Annotated in this window: 19 protein-coding genes and 1 pseudogene; 3 read left to right on the forward strand and 17 right to left on the reverse strand. The window is 73.9% G+C overall.

From position 1 onward, the window contains the following. Positions 1-79 precede the first annotated feature (79 nt). The 16 genes and pseudogenes from secF to pgsA form a co-directional block, all read right to left on the reverse strand. Positions 80-1,282 (reverse strand): protein translocase subunit SecF, encoded by a 1,203-nt coding sequence (gene secF, locus D5H75_RS05535; protein ID WP_119925286.1) that lies wholly within the window; start codon positions 1,280-1,282, stop codon positions 80-82. Position 1,283: 1 nt separating this feature from the next. Next, on the reverse strand, positions 1,284-3,041 hold the full coding sequence (secD, locus tag D5H75_RS05540) for a protein translocase subunit SecD (RefSeq protein ID WP_242454003.1): 1,758 nt from the start codon (positions 3,039-3,041) through the stop codon (positions 1,284-1,286). Positions 3,042-3,082: 41 nt separating this feature from the next. Next, entirely contained in the window at positions 3,083-3,499 is a 417-nt protein-coding gene (yajC, locus tag D5H75_RS05545) for a preprotein translocase subunit YajC (RefSeq protein ID WP_202637863.1), read from the reverse strand. Positions 3,500-3,737: 238 nt separating this feature from the next. Continuing rightward, a complete protein-coding gene (gene ruvB, locus D5H75_RS05550; RefSeq protein WP_119925288.1) occupies positions 3,738-4,793 on the reverse strand; it encodes a Holliday junction branch migration DNA helicase RuvB in 1,056 nt (351 codons plus the stop codon). After that, the gene (gene ruvA, locus D5H75_RS05555) at positions 4,790-5,404 is read right to left on the reverse strand and encodes a Holliday junction branch migration protein RuvA (protein WP_119925289.1); all 615 of its coding nucleotides are present in this window, start codon (positions 5,402-5,404) and stop codon (positions 4,790-4,792) included. Before ruvA ends, ruvB begins: the two co-directional genes overlap by 4 nt. A gap of 259 nt (positions 5,405-5,663) precedes the next feature. Further along, positions 5,664-6,206 (reverse strand): annotated as a pseudogene (ruvC, locus tag D5H75_RS05560) (crossover junction endodeoxyribonuclease RuvC); the annotation flags it as partial. A 178-nt stretch (positions 6,207-6,384) separates the two neighbouring features. Beyond that, complete coding sequence (locus D5H75_RS05565; protein ID WP_242454004.1) at positions 6,385-7,542, reverse strand: GNAT family N-acetyltransferase; 1,158 nt, start codon at positions 7,540-7,542, stop codon at positions 6,385-6,387. Between the two features lie 122 nt (positions 7,543-7,664). Then, complete coding sequence (locus tag D5H75_RS05570; RefSeq protein WP_119925291.1) at positions 7,665-8,414, reverse strand: YebC/PmpR family DNA-binding transcriptional regulator; 750 nt, start codon at positions 8,412-8,414, stop codon at positions 7,665-7,667. A gap of 2 nt (positions 8,415-8,416) precedes the next feature. Further along, entirely contained in the window at positions 8,417-9,022 is a 606-nt protein-coding gene (pdxT, locus tag D5H75_RS05575; protein WP_119925292.1) for a pyridoxal 5'-phosphate synthase glutaminase subunit PdxT, read from the reverse strand. 361 nt (positions 9,023-9,383) lie between these two features. After that, positions 9,384-11,027 (reverse strand): alkaline phosphatase D family protein, encoded by a 1,644-nt coding sequence (locus D5H75_RS05580; RefSeq protein WP_242454005.1) that lies wholly within the window; start codon positions 11,025-11,027, stop codon positions 9,384-9,386. A gap of 408 nt (positions 11,028-11,435) precedes the next feature. Beyond that, positions 11,436-12,347: a pyridoxal 5'-phosphate synthase lyase subunit PdxS gene (pdxS, locus tag D5H75_RS05585; protein WP_119925294.1), complete on the reverse strand. Its 912-nt coding sequence runs from the start codon at positions 12,345-12,347 to the stop codon at positions 11,436-11,438. Between the two features lie 202 nt (positions 12,348-12,549). After that, positions 12,550-13,569, reverse strand: a complete 1,020-nt coding sequence (locus D5H75_RS05590; RefSeq protein WP_242454006.1) for a DUF3048 domain-containing protein — start codon at positions 13,567-13,569, stop codon at positions 12,550-12,552. A 77-nt stretch (positions 13,570-13,646) separates the two neighbouring features. After that, positions 13,647-14,183: a hypothetical protein gene (locus D5H75_RS05595; RefSeq protein WP_119925296.1), complete on the reverse strand. Its 537-nt coding sequence runs from the start codon at positions 14,181-14,183 to the stop codon at positions 13,647-13,649. Then, the gene (locus tag D5H75_RS05600; RefSeq protein ID WP_119925297.1) at positions 14,180-15,316 is read right to left on the reverse strand and encodes a glycosyltransferase family 4 protein; all 1,137 of its coding nucleotides are present in this window, start codon (positions 15,314-15,316) and stop codon (positions 14,180-14,182) included. The genes D5H75_RS05595 and D5H75_RS05600 overlap by 4 nt, the downstream gene beginning before the upstream one ends. An 8-nt stretch (positions 15,317-15,324) precedes the next feature. Beyond that, entirely contained in the window at positions 15,325-16,236 is a 912-nt protein-coding gene (locus tag D5H75_RS05605; RefSeq protein ID WP_119925298.1) for a phosphatidylinositol mannoside acyltransferase, read from the reverse strand. Next, positions 16,233-16,859, reverse strand: coding sequence for a phosphatidylinositol phosphate synthase (gene pgsA / locus D5H75_RS05610; protein ID WP_119925890.1), 627 nt, complete (start codon positions 16,857-16,859; stop codon positions 16,233-16,235). The genes D5H75_RS05605 and pgsA overlap by 4 nt, the downstream gene beginning before the upstream one ends. A 313-nt stretch (positions 16,860-17,172) precedes the next feature. Here pgsA and D5H75_RS05615 point away from each other — a divergent pair, with 313 nt between their 5' ends. The 3 genes from D5H75_RS05615 to D5H75_RS05620 all read left to right on the forward strand — a co-directional run bounded on the left by D5H75_RS05615 (position 17,173) and on the right by D5H75_RS05620 (position 20,984). Beyond that, positions 17,173-19,329: an elongation factor G-like protein EF-G2 gene (locus tag D5H75_RS05615; protein WP_202637864.1), complete on the forward strand. Its 2,157-nt coding sequence runs from the start codon at positions 17,173-17,175 to the stop codon at positions 19,327-19,329. A gap of 225 nt (positions 19,330-19,554) precedes the next feature. After that, positions 19,555-20,028 (forward strand): hypothetical protein, encoded by a 474-nt coding sequence (locus tag D5H75_RS41260; RefSeq protein ID WP_202637865.1) that lies wholly within the window; start codon positions 19,555-19,557, stop codon positions 20,026-20,028. Next, positions 20,025-20,984: an HTTM domain-containing protein gene (locus tag D5H75_RS05620; protein WP_202637866.1), complete on the forward strand. Its 960-nt coding sequence runs from the start codon at positions 20,025-20,027 to the stop codon at positions 20,982-20,984. Before D5H75_RS41260 ends, D5H75_RS05620 begins: the two co-directional genes overlap by 4 nt. Here the strand turns inward: D5H75_RS05620 and D5H75_RS05625 are convergent. Further along, entirely contained in the window at positions 20,919-21,323 is a 405-nt protein-coding gene (locus tag D5H75_RS05625) for a thiol-disulfide oxidoreductase DCC family protein (RefSeq protein WP_119925301.1), read from the reverse strand. The genes D5H75_RS05620 and D5H75_RS05625 overlap by 66 nt on opposite strands. Positions 21,324-21,469: the final 146 nt, after the last annotated feature.

A 21,469-nucleotide genomic window follows, 5' to 3' on the forward strand; every position in this document is an offset into this window, starting at 1 on the left:
TCGCGCGAGGACCCCGCGGGCCGGTGTCGGCCGCGGGGTCCCCGGCGGAGTGGTCCGCCCGTCGCCGGCGCTCGTCGCGTCAGCGCTTCTTCTTGCCCGCGGAGCCGGGCTTCTTGCGCCCGGCGGGGCCGGGCGTGCCCTTGCGCCCCTGGCCCGGCAGGGGGCCGCCGGGACGCGTCCCGGCCGGGCCCGCGCCGACGCCCTCGGGGGTGTCCTGGATCTCCCCGGCCGGCTCGTCGGGCGTGTCCCGCGGCTCGCCCTTCCCGGTGGCACGGCCCGTGGCCCGCGTCCCGGCGCCGGGCTTGCCGGCGGCGGCGCGGCGGGCGGCGACCCGCTTGGCCAGGGCGACGTACTGCGGCTCCCGGTCCTTCATGACCACCAGCAGCGGGGTCGCGATGAAGATCGAGGAGACCGTGCCGGCGACCATGCCGACGAACAGCGCCAGCGACAGGTCCTTCAGCGTGCCGGCGCCCAGGAAGGTGGTGCCGATGAAGAGGATCGCCGCCACCGGCAGCAGCGCGATCACCGAGGTGTTGATCGAGCGCACCAGCGTCTGGTTCACCGCCAGGTTCGCGGCCTCGCTGTAGGTCATGCGGGCGCCGCCGAGCAGCGGGCGCGTGTTCTCGCGGACCTTGTCGAAGACGACGACCGTGTCGTACAGCGAGTAGCCCAGGATCGTCAGGAAGCCGATGACGCTCGCGGGCGTGACCTCGAACCCGACCCAGGCGTAGACGCCGACGGTGATGATCATGTCGTGGAGCAGCGCCACCAGGGCGGCCACCGCCATCTTCCACTCGAACGCGATCGAGAGGTAGATCACCACGAGCACGAGGAAGATGATCAGGCCCTGGAGCGCCTTGCCGGACACCTCGCCGCCCCAGCTCGGGCCGATGACCTGGGCGTCCACGTCGTTCTGGGCGAGCCCGAAGCGACTGGCGACCGACTTCTGCACGGCCGTGACCTGGTCCGGCGCGAGGCTCTGGGTCGTCACGCGCCACCGGTCGCCCGCGCGCTGCGCGATGGGCACCTGCAGGCCCGTGCCCTGGGCCTCGGCGACGGCGTCGCGGGCCTGGGTCTCGGTCACCGAGGCCGGGGCCCGGAAGGTGAACACCGACCCGCCCTGGAACTCCACGCCCAGGTGCAGCTTGGGCCCGATCAGGCCCGCGATGGACAGCAGCAGGATGATCGCGGCGATGACGAACCAGGTGCGGCGGCGGCCGACGAAGTCGTAGGACTTCTCACCGCGGTACAGGGCGCCGCCGAGTTCTCCGAGGCGGGACATCTCAGGCCTCCCTGGTGATCGCGCGGCCCAGGACCTGCTTCGGCGACTTCTGGATGCCGAGGCGGTCGGGATCGAGACCGGACAGCGGATGCCCGCCGTTGAAGAACTTCATCCTGGCCAGCAGCGTGACCACCGGCTTGGTGAACAGGAAGACCACCACCACGTCGATCAGGGTCGTCAGGCCGAGGGTGAAGGCGAAGCCCTTCACGCCGCCGACCGCGAGGAAGTACAGCACCGCGGCCGCGAGGAAGTTCACCGCGCCGGCGACGAGGATCGTGCGCTTGGCGCGTGTCCAGCCCCGCTCGACGGCGGCGCGCAGCGTCTTGCCCTCGCGCGCCTCGTCCCGCAGGCGTTCGAAGAACACCACGAAGGAGTCGGCGGTGATGCCGATCGCCACGATGAGCCCGGCGATGCCGGCGAGGGAGAGGCGGAAGTCCAGGAGCTTGCCGAGCAGCACGACCAGTTCCCAGGTCAGCACGGCGGCGACGGTCAGGGACAGGATCGAGACGATGCCCAGGCCGCGGTAGTAGAACATCGAGTAGAGGACGACCAGGCCGAGGCCGATCAGGCCGGCGATCAGGCCGCCGTGGAGCTGGTCCTGGCCGAGCGTCGCCGAGACCGTGGAGATCTCGCTCTTCTCGAACTTCAGCGGCAGCGCGCCGTACTTGAGCTGGTTGGCCAGCTCGTTGGCCGACTCGGGCGTGAACTGGCCGGAGATGCGCGCCTGGCCGCCGGGGATGGCCTCCTGGATGCGCGGCGCGGAGATGACGACACCGTCGAGCACCATGGCGACCTGGTTGCGCGGCTCGGGCAGGCTGACGACGCGGCCGGTCAGCTTGCCGAACTTGATGCCGCCCTCGCTCTTGAAGTCGACCGTCGTGACCCACTCGTTGGTCTGCTGGTCCACCCCGGCCTCGGCGCCGGACACGTCCGTGCCGAGCACCTCGGCCTTGTCCAGGACGTACTTGAACGCGCCGCCCTTGTCGCAGGCCGCGAGCTGCTTGTTCGGGTCGTCCACGGTGCCCTGGCCGCGGTCCTTCTTGGTGCAGTCGAGCTTGCGGAAGTCGGCGAGCACGGCCGGGTCGATGCCGCTGAGGTCCTGCCCGGCGAGCGGGTCCTGCGGCTGCGCCGGGGGCGGCGGGGTCGCCGCCCCGGTCGGGGTCGCCGCCGGCGTGGGGGTGGCCCCGGTGGCCCGCCCGCTGGGGGTGGGCGTGGGGGCCGCGAGCGCGGAGGAGACCGCGCGGCCGGCGGGCCTGGTGGCCGAGGGGGTGGCGGACGGCGTGGCGGAGCCGGGCCCGGCCGTCGCCGTCGGCGCGGGCACCGCGGTGGGCGTCGCGCCGGGCGTCGGGGCCGTGGTCGGCACCACCGGCGTCTGCTCGGCCGGGCCCATCGCGAGCACCTGGCGGAACCGGAGCTCCGCCGTGGTGCCCACGAGGTTCACGACCTCCGCCTGGCCCTTGCCCGGCACCGAGATGATGATGTTGTCACCGCTCCGGGCCACCTCGGCCTCGGAGATGCCGCTCCCGTTGACCCGGTCGCGGATGATCTCGACCGCGCGGTCGAGGCTCTCGTCCGGCGCTTTTCCACCCTGTGCGAGCACCGGGGACAGCGTCACCGTCGTGCCGCCCGCCAGGTCCAGCGCGTACTGAGGGCTGTACGCCTTCTGCCAGATCATGATGCCGCCGAACGCGAGCAGGATGACCAGGAGCGCGAAGAGCGATCGCCCCGGCCTGCTCGGGGTGCTGCTGGGTGGAGCCACGTGTCGTCTTTTCTCTCGTCAGGTCAACGGGTGGGGGGACGTCAGGAGGAGGACTTGCTCCCCTCGTCCTGCGGCGAGGCCGGCTTGGCCGCGGTGTCCGGCTCGGCGGCGGGCGCGTCGTCAGCCTTGGCCGGGGCGGTGTCCGAGACCTCGGGGGTCGTGTCGCCGCCGACCTCGGCGTCCTCCGGCTGGCCGGGGACCGGGGTCACGACGCGGGCGATGGCCCCCTTGACGTACCGGGACTCGACCCCGGGGGCGACCTCCAGGATGACGTCGTCGTCGTCCACCGCCACGACCGTGGCGTAGAGCCCGGCGGTCGTCATGACGCGCGTGCCCGGCGCGAGCGAGCTCTGCATGCGGAGCTGCTCCTGCTGCCGCTTGCGCTGCGGGCGGATCAGCAGGAAGTAGAACACGACGATGATGAGGATGAAGGGAAGAAGCTGTGCGAGGCCCTCCACGGGCTTTTCCTTCCGGTGAGATGAGACCGGCACAGGGACCGGCGTTATCGAGGCGCGGACGGCGGAACCCGCGTGTCACCCGGCGGTGAACACCGGATCACACAGGCAGCCAAGCCACGGAGTGTAGGCGAGCCGGTCTGAGACCGGCAACGAGCCGGCGCGCGAGCACGCCGGGAAGTTCCCGTTTCGCAACCCTACTCTTACTCAGACCGCCGATCATCCCGGCGCGGCGCGCCGGTCACTCCGGGTCGTCGAAGAGGGTGGGCGGGGACCCCGGCCTGCCCAGCGCGTCGAGCGGCACCTGCATGCCCATGTGGGCCCAGGCGGCGGCGGTGGCCACGCGGCCCCGGGGCGTGCGGGCGAGCAGCCCCTGGCGCACGAGGAACGGCTCGGCCACCACCTCGACGGTCTCGGGCTCCTCCCCCACCGCGATGGCCAGCGTGGACAGGCCCACCGGGCCGCCGCCGAACTTGCGCAGCAGCGCGTCGAGCACGGCGCGGTCGAGGCGGTCCAGGCCCTCGCCGTCCACCTCGTACAGCGACAGGGCGTCGGCGGCGGTCTCCCGGGTGATCACGCCGCCGGAGCGCACCTCGGCGTAGTCGCGGACGCGGCGCAGCAGCCGGTTGGCGATGCGGGGCGTGCCCCGGGAGCGGCGCGCGATCTCGTGCGCGCCCTCGTCCGGCAGCTCCACGCCGAGCAGCCGGGCCGAACGGCGCAGCACCTGCTCCAGCTCGGAGACGTCGTAGAACTCCATGTGGGCGACGAACCCGAAGCGGTCGCGCAGCGGCGCGGGCAGCAGGCCGGCCCGCGTGGTCGCCCCGACCAGGGTGAACGGCGCGATGTCGAGCGGGATCGCGGTCGCGCCCGGGCCCTTGCCCACGACGATGTCGACCCGGAAGTCCTCCATCGCCATGTAGAGCATCTCCTCGGCGGGGCGGGACATCCGGTGGATCTCGTCGATGAACAGCACCTCCCCCTCCGAGAGCGTGGACAGGATCGCGGCCAGGTCTCCCGCGCGCTCGATCGCGGGCCCGGCGGTGAGCCGCAGCGGCGCGCCCAGCTCCGCCGCGATGATCATGGCCAGGGTGGTCTTGCCGAGGCCCGGCGAACCGCTCATGAGCACGTGGTCGGGCGGGCGGTTGCGGCGCAGGGCGCTCTGGAGCACCAGCGAGAGCTGCTCGCGCACGCGCGCCTGCCCCACGAACTCGTCCAGGCGCTTGGGCCGCAGCGCCGCCTCGACGGCGCGCTCGTCCCCCTCGGCGTCGGGCGAGACGATCTCGTCGCGGCCGCTCATCGGACGCTGAGCTTCCGCAGGGCGGCCTTGAGCAGGCCGGACACGTCGGGAATGTCGCCCCCGGACTCCTTGAGGTCGGCGGCCACGGCGGCGATCGCCTCCTCGGCGTCCTTCGCGGACCAGCCGAGACCCACCAGGCCCGCGTGGACCTGCTCGCGCCAGGCGGGCGCGGCCGAGCCGGCGTCGAGCATGCCGGCCACGGCCGCGTCGGGAGCGCCGAGCCGGTCCTTGAGCTCCAGCACGATCTTCTGCGCGCCCTTCTTGCCGATGCCCGGCACCTGGGTCAGCGCGTTGACGTCGGCGCTCGCGACCGCCACGCGCAGCTCGTTGGGCGAGTGCACCGCCAGCATCGCCAGCGCCAGCCGCGGCCCGACCCCGTTCGCCGTCTGGAGCAGCTCGAAGACGGTGCGCTCGTCGTCCTCGGCGAAGCCGTACAGCGTCAGCGACTCCTCGCGCACGACCAGCGACGTCGCCAGCTTCGCGGGCTCGCCGACGCGCAGGCGCGCGAGCGTCGCGGGGGTGCAGATCACCGAGACGCCGACCCCGCCCATCTCGATCACGGCCGTGTCGGGGCCCACCGCGGCCACCGTCCCGGATACGAAGGCGATCACCGGCTCCTCCTGTCCCTCTGTCCGCCCGGGCGCGCTCTCCCGCGCCGTCTCGCCGCCCGCGGTCTCCCGGCGCCCGGGTCTCCGCTCCGGCGGAGTATCACCGTACGGCTCCCGCCGCCGTCCTCCGGCCGTTTCGGGGTGCGGCCCGCGGCGGCGCTCACCGGGGGCCCCCGCCCTGGCGGGGCACGCGGGCCGCGGCCCGGGCGGCGGCCTCGGCCCGGGCCCGCTCGATGCGGCCCAGCGTCTCGGCCTGCGCGCGCCGGGTGCGCTCCAGCGCCTCGGCCTGCGCCTTCTCCAGACGGGCCCGCGCCTCGCCGACGCGGCGCCCGGCCCCGCCCCGCCAGACGTGGCAGATCGCCAGCGCCAGCGCGTCGGTGGCGTCGGCGGGGCGCGGCCGCTCGTCCAGGCGGAGCACCCGCATCACCATCATGGCGATCTGGTCCTTGTCGGCGTTGCCGTGCCCGGTGATCGCGGCCTTGACCTCGCTGGGCGTGTGCAGGGCGACCGGCAGGCCGCGCCGGGCCGCGCAGGTGATCGCCACGGCCGAGGCCTGCGCGGTCCCCATGACGGTCCGCACGTTGTGCTGGCTGAACACCCGCTCCACGGCGACGGCGTCGGGGCGCACCTCGTCGAGCAGCCGCTCGATCCCCGCCTCGATCGCCACCAGCCGGGCCCCGATCTCGTCGTCGGCGGGCGTGCGCACCACCTCGACGGCGATCAGCGAGAGCGGCTTGCCGGGCACGCCGTCCACCGCCCCCACGCCGCAGCGGGTCAGTCCCGGATCGACGCCCAGCACGCGCACGCACAACTCCCAGGCCGCTAGAACACTTGTTCGCGTCAACCCTAGCGCCCCGGGCCGCCCGCGTCCCCCGACCCGCCCGGCGTTGCGCGCCGGCCGGCGCTCCCCCGCGTGGGAGGCGACCTCGCGATCGGGATCCGGGGTCCGGCGGCATCCCTGCGCGCCGGGGCGCCGGGGCGGGCTAGAAGTAGTCGATCATGTACGGCTTGGCGGCGAAGGCCGCGTCCAGGGCGTCGTCGGCGTCCCGGGGCCCGGCCAGGAGCCCGGAGCGGCGGAGCGTCGAGGTGGGCACCCCGGCGTACAGGGCGGACAGGCCGTTGACCGTCAGGGCCGGGGCCGAGGCGTCGCCGGGCAGCGGGGTGGCCAGGCCGGAGCCCCCGGCGATCTCCAGGCGCCACGTGCCGGCGTTGGCCGGGCGCTGGGGGTCGGTGACCGTGACGACGGCGTCCGCGGTCACGGCGGCGGGGAAGCCGCGGGCGGCGACGGCCGCGGGGAGGTCGATGACGCGGAGCATCCAGCTCTGCACCTTGCGGGTCTCCTCGGAGTCGCGCTCCCGCGTCAGCCACAGGGCCGGGTCGTCGGGCTCGACGCAGGCGTGCACGTGCTCGGCGACCGAGCTGGCGGAGCCGACGAGGGACCACAGGGCGCGGGCGGTGGCCTCCGAGCCCGCGACCAGGTTGTCCACGTCGATGTCCGAGCCCTTCCAGCGGTAGAGCACGAAGCCGTCCTCGGCCAGGTAGGCGTAGTCGTCCTCCTCGCCGAGCCAGACCCGCCACAGGTCCTCGCCCCAGGAGATCGGGCCGCTGGGACGGGTGGCGCGGTAGACGCGGGCGACGGTGGCGGCCACCTCGGCGGCGTCCCCGACGCCGGCGCGGCGCAGCTTGACCGGCTCGGCGGGCGCGATGGTCCGCAGGGTCTCGGCGCGCAGCCGGGCGGTGGTCAGCGTGCCTGCGTGCTCCCAGCCCAGGCTCCGGTAGATCCGGGTGGTCGCGGGGTACAGCGTGGAGAGCGCGTGCCCGAGCTCGGCGCAGCGCTCGATCGCGGCGGTCATGATCTGCCGCCCGGCGCCGCGCCCGCGGTCCTCGGGGGCGACGGTGACGCTGGCGACGCCGCCCATGGAGACCTCGCGGCCGTGCCACCACTGGTCGTACCCGTTGATCCGCGCGGTGGCCACCAGCCGGGACCCGTCGAACCCGCCCAGGTAGCGGCCCTCGTCCAGGGTGGTCTTGACCATGGCCCGCCACGTCTCGGCGTCGGACCCGGAGATCGGGCCGAACGCCCGCTTGCGGTTGTCGAGGGCGGCGTCGAGGTCGGCCTCGGTCAGTGCGCGGATTTCCACGATGGACAAACCTACGCGACCCCCCTCGGGCCCGGCGAACCATTTACCGCCCGGCGCGGCGACGCCCCCGGCCGCGCGGGGCGGGCGGAGGCGCCGGGCGGCCGGGCCGCCGGGGAGGCCGGCTAGCCGATCTTCTCCATGATCTCGTCGCTGACCTCGAAGTTGGCGTAGACGTTCTGGACGTCGTCGCTGTCCTCCAGGGCGTCGATGAGGCGGAACACCTTCTTGGCGCCCTCCTCGTCGAGCGGGACGCTCAGCGTCGGCAGGAAGCTGGCCTCGGCCGACTCGTAGTCGATCCCGGCCTCCTGGAGCGCGGTGCGGACGGCGACCAGGTCGCCGGCCTCGCAGACGACCTCGAAGTTCTCGCCCAGGTCGTTGACCTCCTCGGCGCCCGCCTCCAGGACGGCCGTGAGCACGTCGTCCTCGGTCAGCGAGCCCTTGGGCACGATCACGACGCCCTTGCGGTTGAACATGTACGACACCGAGCCCGCGTCGGCCATGGAGCCGCCGTTGCGGGTCATGGCGGTGCGGACCTCGGAGGCCGCCCGGTTGCGGTTGTCGGTGAGGCACTCGATGAGCACCGCGACGCCGCCGGGGGCGTACCCCTCGTACATGATCGTCTGCCAGTCGGCGCCGCCCGCCTCGAGACCGCCGCCCCGCTTGCGGGCGCGCTCGATGTTGTCGTTGGGGACGGAGTTCTTCTTCGCCTTCTGGATGGCGTCGAACAGCGTGGGGTTGCCCTCGGGGTCGGGACCACCGGTACGGGCGGCCACCTCGACGTTCTTGATCAGCTTGGCAAAGAGCTTGCCGCGCTTGGCGTCGATGACGGCCTTCTTGTGCTTGGTGGTAGCCCACTTGGAGTGGCCCGACATCTTTAGTGCTCCCTCACCATGTCGACGAAGTACTCATGTATGCGCGGATCCCCGGTCAGCTCGGGGTGGAAGGACGTCGCGAGCAGGTGCCCCTGCCGGACCGCCACGATCCTATCCGTGGATCCGGCCGTCTCCACCGCTCCGAGCACCTGGACGCCCTCGCCGACCGACTCGACCCAGGGCGCGCGGATGAAGACCGCCCGCATCGGGCCCCCCTCGACGCCGCGCAGCGTCACGTCGGCCTCGAAGGAGTCCACCTGCCGCCCGAAGGCGTTGCGGCGGACCAGCATGTCGATGCCGCCGATGGTCTCCTGGCCCGCGATCCCGTCGGTGATGCGGTCGGCCAGCATGATCATCCCGGCGCACGAGCCGTACGCCGGCAGGCCCTCCTTGATCCGCAGCCGCAGGGGTTCGAGCAGCTCGAACGCCGTGGCCAGCTTCCACATCGTGGTGGACTCGCCGCCGGGCACGACGATGCCGTCCACCCGCTCCAGTTCCTGGGGGCGGCGCACGGCCACGACCGACGCGCCGGCGTCGGCCAGCGCGCGCATGTGCTCGCGCACGTCGCCCTGGAGGGCGAAGACTCCGATCGTGGGGGCTGTGGTCACCTGTGGTCCTTCGTTCTCGTGCCGTCCCGGCCGGGTCCCACGCGGATCCGGGCGCCGGTCTGTCCCGGTCCCGCGCCGGGTCCGCCGCGCCGGTCCGGCGTGCGGTCCCGTGCTCGTCCCGGGCCGGGGCCCGTGCGGGCGCCCGGCGCGGAGGCCCCGGGCATGAGAACCCTAGGACCACTAGGGACAACGACTCAAACCGGCCTCCGCTTCCCGCCCGGGCCGATCCCGCCCGCGCGGGACGGGCGGGCGGCCGGGCCGGCGATCGGGCGGAGGCGGCCGCCCGGGCGCGCGCGGCGCCCGCCCGGGGCGTACGACGGGGTCAGGGGCGTCACGACGGGGTCAGGGGCGCACGGCCGGGTCAGGGGCGGTCCGTCTCGCGCGCGATGGTGTCGCGGATGACCGCGGCGTCCGAGCGCAGGGCCGGCCCGGTGTACGGGCGCAGGTACTCCAGGTGCAGGCGCGGATCGCGGTCGGCGATGACGAACCTGGCCTTGGTGTGCGCCGGGGCGCCCGGGCGGGTGACCGCCGGCACCACGCGGAACTCCGCCGAGATCGCCTCCTTGGTGATCCGGGTCAGGACGTAGCCGCGCTGGTTGTTGTGGAACCGCAGGTGCGGGTTGATCCACAGCATCGGCTGCTCCGCCGGGTCGGAGTCCGCGCCGTCGCCGCCGGAGGTGATCGAGGTCGTGACCAGCTCGGTCCCGATCGAGGGCGCGGACGGGTCGTCGTAGTCCAGCTTCAGCTCCCCGGCCCAGTGCGCGTGCACGTCGCCGGTGAGCACGACGGCGTTGCGCACCCCGCCCCGCATCCAGGAGCGGGCGACGCGGTCGCGGCACGCGGCGTACCCGTCCCAGGCGTCCATGTTCGTCACCTTGCGCACGGACTCGTCGGCGTCGCGCTGCCCGAAGAACGCCTGCTGCCCCAGCAGGTCCCAGCGCGCCTCCGAGCGGCGGAACCCCTCGGCCAGCCAGCGCTCCTGCTCCGGCCCGAGGATGGTCCGCCCGGGCAGGTACGCCTCCGGGCACTCCTTGAACCCGTCGCCGCAGGCCTGGTCGTGGCGGTACTGCCGGGTGTCGAGCATGTGGAAGGCCGCCAGCCGTCCCCACCTCACCCGCCGGTGGAGCCGCATGGCGGGGCCGCGCGGGATCGCCGAGCGGCGCAGCGGCATGTTCTCGTAGTACGCCCGGAAGGCCGCCGCGCGCCGGGCCCGCATGTCCGGCTGCGGCGCGGGCGGGTCGGGGATCTCCGGGACGTACCCGGCCCAGTTGTTGTCCAGCTCGTGGTCGTCCCACACCACGAGCCAGGGCGCGGCGGCGTGCGCGGCCCGCAGGTCCGGGTCGGTCTTGTACTGCGCGTGCCGCTGCCGGTAGTTCGCCAGCGTCACGGTCTCCGGCCCGGCGTGGTGGCGCACGTTCATGTCGCCGGCGACGTACACGTTCGGCGCGTACTCGTACAGGTAGTCGCCCAGGTGCAGCACCAGGTCCGGGTCGTCCTCGGCGAGCCTGCGGTAGGCGGTGAAGTAGCCGTGCTCGTACTGCGAGCACGACGCGAACGCCATGCGCAGCGGCCCGCCGTACGCCCCGGGGGACGGCGCGGTCCTCGTGCGCCCGGCCGGGGACACGTGCCCCTGCGCGCGGAACCGGTACCAGTACTCCCGGCCCGGGTCCAGCCCGCCCAGCTCGACGTGGACGCTGTGCGCGCTCGCCGCCCGCGCCACCACCGTGCCGCGCCGCTCGACCCGCCGGAACCGCTCGTCGCGCGCCAGCACCCACTCGACGGTGACGTCCCGGCGCGGCATGCCGCCCAGGCCGTCGTCGTTCAGCGGCCGGGGCGCCAGCCGGGTCCACAGCACGAAGCCGCGGTGCCCCGGGTCGCCCGACGCCACCCCCAGTGTGAACGGGTCGGCGGGCCGCGCGCCCGCCCCCGCGCGCGGCGCCGCCCCCAGCGCCGCCGCGCCGATCCCCGCGACGAGGAAGGACCTCCTCGTGACCTCGCGCCCCACGCCCAATCGAGCACACCCCCAGGCGGGCACGTGGCCGCCCGCTCAGCCCGGGGGGAGCCTGTCACCAGCATCACCCATGAACGCCCGCGCGTCGCGGATCTCGCCGCCCGCGACGCGCCGCGCCGCGCGGGAGCGCCGGCGCCGCCGGCCGGAAGGCCGCCGCGTCACCTGAGTGCGTGCCGTGGCCCGCGCGGCGGAGGCGTCACGCGCGCAGGCCGTACGGCGGGCACGGCGGGCACGGCGGGCACGGCGGGCACAGCGGGCGTACCGCGGGCACGGCGGGCACCGCCAGGGCGCGGCCGGGCACGCCGCGGAGGCCCCGGATCGCGGTGATCCGGGGCCGTGCGCGACGGAGCCGCGCCGGGCGCCCGGCCGGGGCGGACCCGGCGGGCGCGCGGCGGAGAGCCGTTACCAGCCGCGGGTGGCCAGGCGGTCGGCCTCGGGGAGGGTGGAGACGTTGATGCCGACCATGGCCTCGCCCAGGCCGCGGGAGACCTTGGCGATCACGTCGGGGTCGTCGTAGAAGGTGGTGGCCTTCACGATCGCCGCCGCGCGCTTGGCCGGGTCGCCGGACTTGAAGATGCCGGAGCCGACGAAGACGCCCTCGGCGCCGAGCTGCATCATCATGGCGGCGTCGGCCGGGGTGGCGATGCCGCCGGCGGTGAACAGCACGACGGGGAGCTTGCCGGTCTCGGCGATCTCCTTGACCAGTTCGTACGGCGCGCGCAGCTCCTTGGCGGCGGCGTACAGCTCGGCCTCGTCGAGCGTGCCCAGGCGCTTGACGTCGGAGCGGATCTGGCGCATGTGGCGGGTGGCCTCGACGACGTTGCCGGTGCCGGCCTCGCCCTTGGAGCGGATCATGGCCGCGCCCTCGGCGATGCGGCGCAGGGCCTCGCCCAGGTTGGTCGCGCCGCAGACGAAGGGGACGGTGAACGCCCACTTGTCGATGTGGTTCGCCTCGTCGGCCGGGGTGAGGACCTCGGACTCGTCGATGTAGTCCACGCCGATGGCCTGGAGGACCTGGGCCTCGACGAAGTGGCCGATGCGGGCCTTGGCCATCACCGGGATCGACACGGCGTCGATGATCCCGTCGATCATGTCCGGGTCGCTCATCCGGGACACGCCGCCCTCGGCGCGGATGTCGGCGGGCACACGCTCCAGCGCCATGACGGCGACGGCGCCCGCGTCCTCGGCGATCTTGGCCTGCTCGGGCGTGACGACGTCCATGATGACGCCGCCCTTGAGCATCTCCGCCATGCCGCGCTTGACGCGCGCGGTGCCGGTGCCGGTGGTCTCTTCGGGACTGCTGGACACGGGTATTACCTCACCAAGAAGGAAATGAAACGATCTTGCGAACGTCTTTTCTGACGGGTCCCTTCAATGGTATGGGCTGCCACCCGCCTCCCCGCCCGCGCCAATTGGTCCGCGCTTCCCCGCGCTTCCCCGCGCTTCCCCGCGCTTCCCCGCGCGGCCCGGCCGGCCCGTACGGCTCGCGCGGCTTCCCGCGCGGCCGGGGCGGGCGTCAGGGCTGGACGGGCTTGGGGCTGGCGAGCACGACCCAGACCTGGCCGGGGGCGAAGGGCAGAGGCCGCCCGTCGGGGGTGGTGAAGGTGGTGCCCTCGTTCTCCTTCAGGCGCTCCCACTTCGCCTGGTAGGCCATGCCGTCGCGGAGGACGGTCGCCTTGCCGGTCCCGGTCGTCTTGATCAGCGGCGTGTAGCTGCCGTTGACGTCGTGGAACTGCGAGCGGGTGGTCTTGGCCCACTGGATCACGACGGTCTGCCCGCCGAGCTGCCCGCCCTCGGCCGCCATGTCCTTCTTGCCGTCCTGGGTGACCAGCCAGCGCTTCTCCGAGTCCGACCAGGTGAAGGTGAAGCGCGCGGCGGGATACCGCACCTTGAACGACGTGGTGGGCTTGCCGCCCTCGGGCGCCTGCTCGGAGAAGGTCCAGCCGATGTCCTTGGCCACGGTGGCCTTCCTGGCCTTGGACAGCAGGACCTTGGGCCGCGCGAAGAGGTTGTACGGCGCGTGGCGGCCGGGCTGGCGGAAGTACGCCCCGGGGGCCGCGCTGTCGGAGACGTCGAACAGCGGGGCCTTGGCGACGAACGGCTTCATCCGGGTCTGGACGCCCGAGTAGGCGAACGCCGGCTTGCCGAACTGGCGCAGGATGTGCAGGTCGGAGATGCGGGCGCTGCGGACAGGGCCCACCTTCGCCGGGATCTTGGAGGAGAACATCGCCATGAGCCGGGTGAGGCCGCCCTCGACCTGCTCGATGTAGACGATGTCGGCGCTGCGCAGGCCGAGCTGCGGCTTGCCGGACGCGGTGTTCTCGATCTTCACCGCGAGGACCGGCTTGCTCTGGCCGCCCGGCTTACCCGTGAACGGGTGCGCCGCGGGCGGCGTGGGCGTGGGGGCCGGCGCGGAGCTCGCCGGCGACGGCGGGGACGCCGTGGCGGGCTTGGGCGGGTCGTCCGAGCACGCGGCGAGCGGCGCGGCGACCGCGGCCCCGGCCAGGAGAACGATGAACTTTCGCCGAGCGCGCAAGAGGGGCCCCCTCCGATACCAGTACCAAATGGGAGGAAGACTACCGCCCGTGCGGGCGCGCGACATCCCGTGAATTCTCATCCCCCGGTCGGGGGGATCTCCGGGGGGTCGTCGTCGATGTCGAAGAACGCCGGCAGCTCCGCGCTTCCGGCGAGACGCAGGGCCCGCACCAGCGGGCGGCGCCGGGCCGCGCGCGTCGTGGCCACGGCGTTGTTGTAGAAGCGGCGGGAGTAGACGACCTTGGCCAGGGACTCGTCCAGCTCGTTCAGCGTGTCGGCGCCGCCCGCGGTCTCCGCCAGCGACTCCCGGAACCTGGGCTGCTCCACGGCCGCCCGCATCGCCTTGGACAGGTCGCTCTCGGCCATCTCGCGCTCGTCCGGCCCGGCCGTGCGCGCCTCGTGGGCGGCCGCGGCCAGCAGCAGCGACGTGGCCGGGTCGAGGCGGCGCGAGGCCGCGAGCTCCAGGGCGATGGCGCTGCGCCGTACCAGCGCGGCGTCGAGGGCGGCGCGCGCGGTCTCCACGCGGGTGTGCAGCCGGTCGAGCCGCGAGGCCCGCCAGGACAGGTAGAAGGCGGCCAGGATGAGGAACGCGATCGCGACGAGGATCTCGGTCATCGGGTCCGGTCGTCCTCCACCACTCCGCCGGCCGTCACGGCGACGGTCTCGTACACGCGGACCACGTCCCGGGCGACCGTGGACCAGTCGTACCGGCGCACGGCCGTGCGCGCGGCGTCGGACAGCTTGGCGCGCCGCCTCGGGTCGTCGAGCAGGGCCCCGGCCTCGCGGGCCAGCGCGGCGGCGTCGCCCACGGGGAACAGCACCCCGGCCTCGCCCTCGCCCAGCACCCGGCTGAACGCCGGGATGTCGCTGGCGATGATCGGGGCGCCCGCCGACATCGCCTCGGTGAGCACGATGCCGAAGCTCTCGCCGCCCAGGTTGGGCGCGCAGAAGACGTCCACCGAGTGGTAGGCGCGGATCTTGTCCTCCTCGCTGACCATGCCCAGCACCACGACCCGGTCGCGGAACTCCGGCCGCACCCGGGCGTACACGTCGTCCTCGTCGCCGGGCCCGGCGATCAGCAGCCGCAGCCCGGGCCGCTCGGGGGCCAGCAGGTTGAACGCGTCCAGCAGCACCGGCAGGCCCTTGCGGGGCTCGTCCATGCGGCCGAGGAACCCGATCGAGCCGCCCTCGCCGGGCCAGCCGGGCAGCGGCTCGGCCTCGACGTAGCGGTCCACCGTCACGCCGTTGGGGATCAGCACCGCGTCGCCGCCCAGGTGCTCGACCAGGCTCTTGCGCGCGGCGTCCGACACCGCGATGCGGCCGGTGATCTTCTCCAGCGCGCTCTGCATGATCGGCGCGCCGACGGACAGCGCCCGGGAGCGTTCGTACTGGGCGTGGAAGGTGGCCACGATCGGCCCGCGCGCCGCCCAGCAGGCCAGCAGGCCCAGCGAGGGCGCCTCGGGGCAGTGCACGTGGAGCACGTCGAACCGGCCCTCGCGCACCCAGCGGCGCACGCGGGCCGCCGACAGGAACCCGAAGGACACGCGCGCGATCGACCCGTTCGCCGGCACCGGTATCGCCCGGCCCGAGGACACGACGTACGGCGGCAGCGGCGAGTCGTCGTTCGCCGGGGCGATCACCGAGACGTGGTGGCCCTGGGCGATCAGCGCCTCGGCCAGGTCGCGCACGTGCTGCTGCACTCCGCCGGGCACGTCCCAGTCGTAGGGACAGACGATCCCGATCCTCATGCCGTCCCTCACGCCGTCCGCTCGCGGGGCTCCAGGTCCGCCAGCCACAGCCGCTGGAGCATGTGCCAGTCCTCCGGGTGCTCGGCCACGCCCTTCTCGAAGACGCGCGCCAGCGCCTGCGTCATCGCGGCGGTCTTCTCCTGCCGCGTGCCCGCGCCGGGCACCGCGATCTCCTCGTGGACGTGCCCGCGCCAGCCGTTCCCCTCGAACCACAGCGTCGCGGGCAGCAGCGCGGCCCCCGTGTGCACGGCGAGCGCGGCGGGTCCCGCGGGCATGCGCGTGGTCTCCCCGAAGAACTCCACCTCGACGCCGGCGGCGGTCAGGTCCCGGTCGGCGGGCAGGCAGACCACGCCGCCGCGGCGCAGCCGCTGCGCGAGCGTGCCGAACACGTGGCCCTCCCCGCCGGTCAGCGGCAGGACCTCCATGCCCAGCGACTCGCGGAAGGACTTGTACCGCTCGTACAGGGACTCCGGGCGCAGCCGCTCGGCCACGGTCGTGAACGGCACGCCCCTGCGCACCAGCCAGGCCCCGGCGTGGTCCCAGTTGCCCATGTGGGGCAGCGCGAGCACGACCCCGCGCCCGCGCTCCAGGTTGGACGTGATCAGGTCCTCGCCGCCCAGGACCATGCCGGACATGATCCGCTCGCCGCTCATCGCGGGCAGCCGGAACATCTCGTGGAAGTACCGCATGTAGGACCGCAGGCCGCGGCGGCTCAGGGACCGGACGGCGGGGGACGCGGCGTCCGCGCCGACGACGCGGGCCAGGTTGGCCTCGAGCTGCCGCACGCTCTTGCCGCGGCGCAGCCACAGCTCGTCGGCCACCCGGTCGAACAGGGCCGCGCCGAGCCGTTCGGGCACCCGGGGAAGCACGGCCCAGCCGGCCGCGAAGCCGAGGGACACGGCGCGCTCTCGGACGCTCATCGCTCTTCCGCTCGATCGGAGATCTTGGGGGGCACGGCTTGACGGTACACAGCCGCGAACCGCTGGGCCACCGTGACGGCGCTGGCCGCCGACAGCAGCCACAGCCCCGCGGCCAGGATGTACGGCACGCCCAGCCCGGAGAAGCCGGCCGCCACCAGGATGACGACCAGCCGCTCGGCCCGCTCGGCCAGCCCCACGGTGCAGGTCATGCCCAGTCCCTCGGCCCTCGCACGCGCGTACGACACCAGCGCGCCGCCGACGAGGCAGAACAGCGACAGCCCCGCGAGCAGGTCCTCCTCGCGGGAGACGAAGTACAGCAGCAGCCCGGAGAAGATCGCGGCGTCGGCGAGCCGGTCCATCGTCGAGTCGAGGAACGCCCCGAACGGGCCGGTGCGGCCGGTCTGCCGGGCGAGCACCCCGTCGAGCAGGTCGAACAGCACGAACACGGTGATCAGCACCGAGCCCCACCAGAGCTGCCCGGCCGGGTAGAGGGCCAGCGCGGACGCGACCACGCCGAGCGTGCCCACGACGGTGATCATGTTCGGGGTGACCCCGGCACGGGCGAGCACCCGCCCCAGCGGGGTCAGGGCGCGGGTCATTGCGGGGCGCAGGACTTTGAGCATGGCGGTCCGATCGTAGGCCACCAGGCCCGTTTCTCCCGCACCCGGCACCGCGCGCCCCGGCGCGGCGGCCTCGCCGGCGGCCCCGGCAGGGCCCCGGGAGTGCCCGGCGAGGGCTCCGCGAGCGCTTCCCCGCGTCTTTCCCCGGGCCTGACGCAAAGCCGGGCGCGGTCCCCCCTTGTGATTTCGGCCACAGCGGTGAAGGGTGAAACGACCGGGGCGTCGTCCCCACGGCCGCCCCGGCGCACGCGGCGCCAGGCGGGCGCATGCGGGGCCTGCCTGAGCCGCCCGACACGGCGATTGGGAGGCGATGCTAGTGGCGGACAGGTCAGCGGGAGGCGGCTCGGGAGCCGCCGGCAGGGCACCGGCGGCCGACCGGCCCGACTCGGTGCGCAACGTGGTGCTGGTCGGCCACTCGGGCGCGGGAAAGACCACGCTGGTCGAGGCGCTCCTCGCGGAGACGGGAGTGATCCAGCGCACCGGCCGCGTGGAGGACGGCACGACCGTCAGCGACTACGACGAGGTGGAGGTGCGGCAGCAGCGGTCGGTGAACCTGACCGTCGCGCCGGTCGTCCACAACGGAATCAAGATCAACCTCCTCGACACCCCCGGCTACGCCGACTTCGTGGGCGACCTGCGCGCCGGGCTGCGCGCCGCGGACGCGGCGCTGTTCGTCGTCTCGGCGGCCGAGGGGATCGACGGCCTCACCCGGATGCTCTGGGAGGAGTGCGCGGCCGTGAGCATGCCGCGGGCCGTCGTGATCACCAAGATCGACCATCAGCGGGCCGACTTCGAGGAGGCCCTCACCGCCTGCCAGGACGCGTTCGGCGACGCGGTCGCGCCGCTGTACCTGCCGGTGGGCCGGTGCGAGGGGCTGCTGGGCCTGCTCTCCCAGCGGCTCTACGACTACTCCTCGGGCACGCGCCAGGAGCGCGAGCCCGGCCCCGACCTGCTGGCCTCGATGGAGGAGCAGCGCGGGGTGCTGATCGAGGGCATCATCCAGGAGAGCGAGGACGAGTCCCTCATGGACCGCTACCTCGCCGGGGAGGCGATCGACACCAAGGTCCTCATCGACGACCTGGAGAAGGCCGTGGCCCGCGGCGGGTTCCACCCCGTGCTCGCCGCATGCGCCGCGCCCGGCTCCGGCCCGGTCATGGGCATGGCCGAGCTGCTGGAGATCATGACCCAGGGCTTCCCCTCCCCGCTCGAGCACCCGATGCCCGAGATCACCACCCTGGACGGCAAGCCCGTCCCCGGGCTCGGGTGCGACCCCGCCGGGCCGCTGGTCGCCGAGGTGATCAAGACCACCAGCGACCCCTACGTGGGCCGGATCAGCCTCGTCCGCGTCTTCTCCGGCACGCTGCGCCCCGACATGGTCGTGCACGTGTCCGGGCACGGCCTGGCCGACCGGGGCCACGAGGACCACGACGTGGACGAGCGGGTCGGCGCCCTGTCCTCGCCGCTCGGCAAGCAGCAGCGCCCGATGGCCAAGTGCGCGGCGGGCGACATCTGCGCCATCGGCAAGCTCGCCCGCGCCGAGACCGGCGACACCCTCTCGGACAAGGACTCCCCGCTGCTCGTGACGGCCTGGACCATGCCCGAGCCGCTGCTGCCCGTGGCCGTCCGGGCCAGGTCCAAGGCCGACGAGGACAAGCTGTCGCAGGCGCTCAGCCGTACGGTCGCCGAGGACCCCACGCTCCGGCTGGACATGAACGCCGAGACCCGCCAGCTCGTGCTGTGGTGCATGGGCGAGGCGCACGCCGACGTCGTGCTGGACCGGCTGGCCAAGCGCCAGGGCGTCGAGGTCGAGAAGGTGCCGCTGCGGGTCGCCCTGCGCGAGACGTTCGGCGGCAAGGCGCGGGCCATGGGCCGCAACGTCAAGCAGACCGGCGGGCACGGCCAGTACGCCATCTGCCACATCGAGGTCGAGCCGCTGCCCTCAGGCTCCGGATTCGAGTTCGTGGACAAGATCGTCGGCGGCGTGGTGCCGCGCCAGTTCATCCCCTCGGTCGAGAAGGGCGTGCGCGCCCAGATGGAGCGGGGGGTGCTCGCCGGGTACCCCGTCGTGGACATCCGCGTCACCCTCTACGACGGCAAGGCCCACTCGGTGGACTCCTCCGACATGGCCTTCCAGATCGCCGGGCAGCTCGCGCTCAAGGAGGCCGCCGCCAAGGTGCCGCCGCTGCTGCTGGAGCCGGTGGACGAGGTGTCGGTGCTGGTGGACGACTCCTACGTCGGCGCGGTGATGTCCGACCTGTCCTCGCGCCGGGGCCGCGTGCTCGGCACCGAGCCGGTGGCCGGCGGCCGCACGCTGGTCAAGGCCGAGGTCCCCGAGCTGGAGATCACCCGCTACGCCATCGACCTGCGCTCGATGTCCCACGGCACGGGCACGTTCAGCCGGGCCTTCCTGCGCTACGAGCCCCTGCCCGCCCACCTGGCCGACAAGGTCAGGGAGAACGCCGAGGCCGAATAGCCCACGCCCCGCGCCGGTCCCCGCGCCCGGGACCGGCGTGGGCCCCCGGCGCGGCTCCCCGGCGTCCGGCCGCGGCGTGCCTCCGCGGCGGGACGCCCCGGCACGGTCCCGGGGGCCGCCCGCCGTGCCGTACGACCGGAGCGTCCCGCCGCGGGCCCGGGACACGGCCTCCGCCCGGCTCGCCCGGAGCCGGAGGCGGCCGGGCGGCGATACCCTGGGCGGGCCATGACTCCAGACGCCCCCGCGCCCGCCTCCCCCGCGCGCGCCCTGCCGGGCCGCGCGAAGGCCGTACGGCTCGCGCTGACCGCCGTGTGCGCCGGCGGGCTGGTCGCCGGCACCTTCTGGTGGGACGACCACATGTTCCCCTTCGGGCCGTTCCGGATGTACTCCACGAGCACGCCCGCCACCGGCAACATCCACATGGTCCAGCTCGACGCGCTCATGCCCGACGGCACGTGGCGGCGGGTCCCGCTGGACGCGCCGCTCGTCGGGGTGAACCGGGCCGAGGTCGAGGGCCAGATCCCCCGGTTCAAGGCGAACCCCGGGCTGGTGTCCCACCTGGTCCTGGCGCACGACCGGCTCCGGCCGCACGAGCCGCGCTGGGCCGGCGCGCGGCTGCGCATGCAGTACCTCAAGCTGCGCGACCGCCGCTTCGTCGGCACCGAGGAGCACCCGATCGCGGAGTGGAGGCGCCCGTGAGCGCGTCGAACCCGGCGAGCGCCGCCGCCCCCGGGGGGCGCGGCAACCCGGTGGTCCGCTGGTTCTTCTCCCCCGTGCCCGCCGCGCGCGTGGCGGTGTTCCGGATCGCCGCCTACCTGTTCATCCCGATCGACGTGCTGCTGCTGCACGCCCTCGGCTCCGACCACGCCAGCGCCACCGCGCTGTACAAGCCCCTGGTCGTCGCCGAGCTGCTGCACCTGCCGCGCCCGACGCCCGTGCTCATCGAGGCCGTCAAGTGGTCGCTGCTCGCGCTGGCCGTCGCGGCCGCCGCGCTGGCCGCCTCGGGCCGCTGGCAGCGCGTCCTCGGGACGGCGATCTTCGTCCTGTACTTCGAGTGGACGGTCATCGCCTTCTCGTTCGGCAAGGTGGACCACGACCGGATCGCCTTCCTCGTGGCCCTGGCCGTCCTGCCCACCGTCGCCGCGGCCCGCCTGCGCGACCGCACGCCGCTGGAGGCGGGCGGCTGGGCGCTGCGCTGCGTGCAGATCGCCGTCGTGGCGACGTATTTCCTCGCCGCCTTCGCCAAGATCAGGTTCGGCGGGATCGAGTGGGTCAACAGCGCCACCCTGGTCCGCGCCGTCATGCGCCGCCACACGATCTTCTCCGAGTGGACGCTGTCGGTCCCCTGGGTCCTCCACCTCTCGCAGTGGGGGATCATGATCATGGAGCTGGCGTCCCCGGTCGTGCTGTTCCTGCGCGGCCGCCGGCGGATCCAGGCCGTGCTGCTGCTCGCCGGCTTCCACGTCATGGTGTTCGCGACCATCACGATCATGTTCTGGCCGCACGTGCTGTGCCTGCTGCTGGCCTTCCTGCCCACCGAGCGCCTCGTCCGCCCGCGCCCCGGCGAGGACGCCGCGGACGCCGTACGGCTAGCGCCCGCGGGCCCCGGGGCGCTGGTCGGCGGGCAGGGCGCAGGCGGGGGTCCCGCCGGGTAGGCGGTGCCGGTTGTCGGCGACCAGCCGGTAGAGGCCGTGCGCGATCCACCGGAACGGCGGGATCCGCGCCACCCAGCCCAGCGGCGCCCACGGCAGGCCCGCGTCGATCAGCAGCCGCGCGACCGCCTGCGCGCCGCCGTGCACCCGGCCGCCGGGCTCGGCCCACAGCACCTCGTGCTCGGCGCGCTCGGCCGTCGTGCCCAGCGCCGCCAGGTCTGCGAACTGCCACGCCGTGATCTCGGCGCGCGTGCGCATCCGGCGCTCCACGAAGGCCACGCAGCGCGTGCAGATGCCGCAGTCGCCGTCATAGATCAGCACCGGCCTCGCGTGATCGCTCATATCCCCATCATGCCCGTTCGGCGGAGTGGAACGGGCAGGTGATCGGGTTGTGACGTCGCTCGCACTTTGCCGCCCCCTGGCATTTCGGGATGAATGGAATACCTTCCTTTGTTCCTCCTAAATCACAAGCGTGGAACCTTTTCGTT

It is taken from the genome of Bailinhaonella thermotolerans (genome assembly GCF_003594875.1).
GTDB lineage: Bacteria > Actinomycetota > Actinomycetes > Streptosporangiales > Streptosporangiaceae > Bailinhaonella > Bailinhaonella thermotolerans.

Coding starts and splice junctions, on each gene's coding strand:
- secF (WP_119925286.1), bottom strand. CDS start 1,282: ATGTCCCGCCTCGGAGAACTCGGCGGCGCCCTGTACCGCGGTGAGAAG.
- ruvB (WP_119925288.1), bottom strand. CDS start 4,793: ATGAGCGGCCGCGACGAGATCGTCTCGCCCGACGCCGAGGGGGACGAG.
- D5H75_RS05570 (WP_119925291.1), bottom strand. CDS start 8,414: ATGTCGGGCCACTCCAAGTGGGCTACCACCAAGCACAAGAAGGCCGTC.
- D5H75_RS05595 (WP_119925296.1), bottom strand. CDS start 14,183: ATGACCGAGATCCTCGTCGCGATCGCGTTCCTCATCCTGGCCGCCTTC.
- D5H75_RS05600 (WP_119925297.1), bottom strand. CDS start 15,316: ATGAGGATCGGGATCGTCTGTCCCTACGACTGGGACGTGCCCGGCGGA.
- D5H75_RS05605 (WP_119925298.1), bottom strand. CDS start 16,236: ATGAGCGTCCGAGAGCGCGCCGTGTCCCTCGGCTTCGCGGCCGGCTGG.
- pgsA (WP_119925890.1), bottom strand. CDS start 16,859: ATGCTCAAAGTCCTGCGCCCCGCAATGACCCGCGCCCTGACCCCGCTG.
- D5H75_RS41260 (WP_202637865.1), top strand. CDS start 19,555: ATGACTCCAGACGCCCCCGCGCCCGCCTCCCCCGCGCGCGCCCTGCCG.
- D5H75_RS05625 (WP_119925301.1), bottom strand. CDS start 21,323: ATGAGCGATCACGCGAGGCCGGTGCTGATCTATGACGGCGACTGCGGC.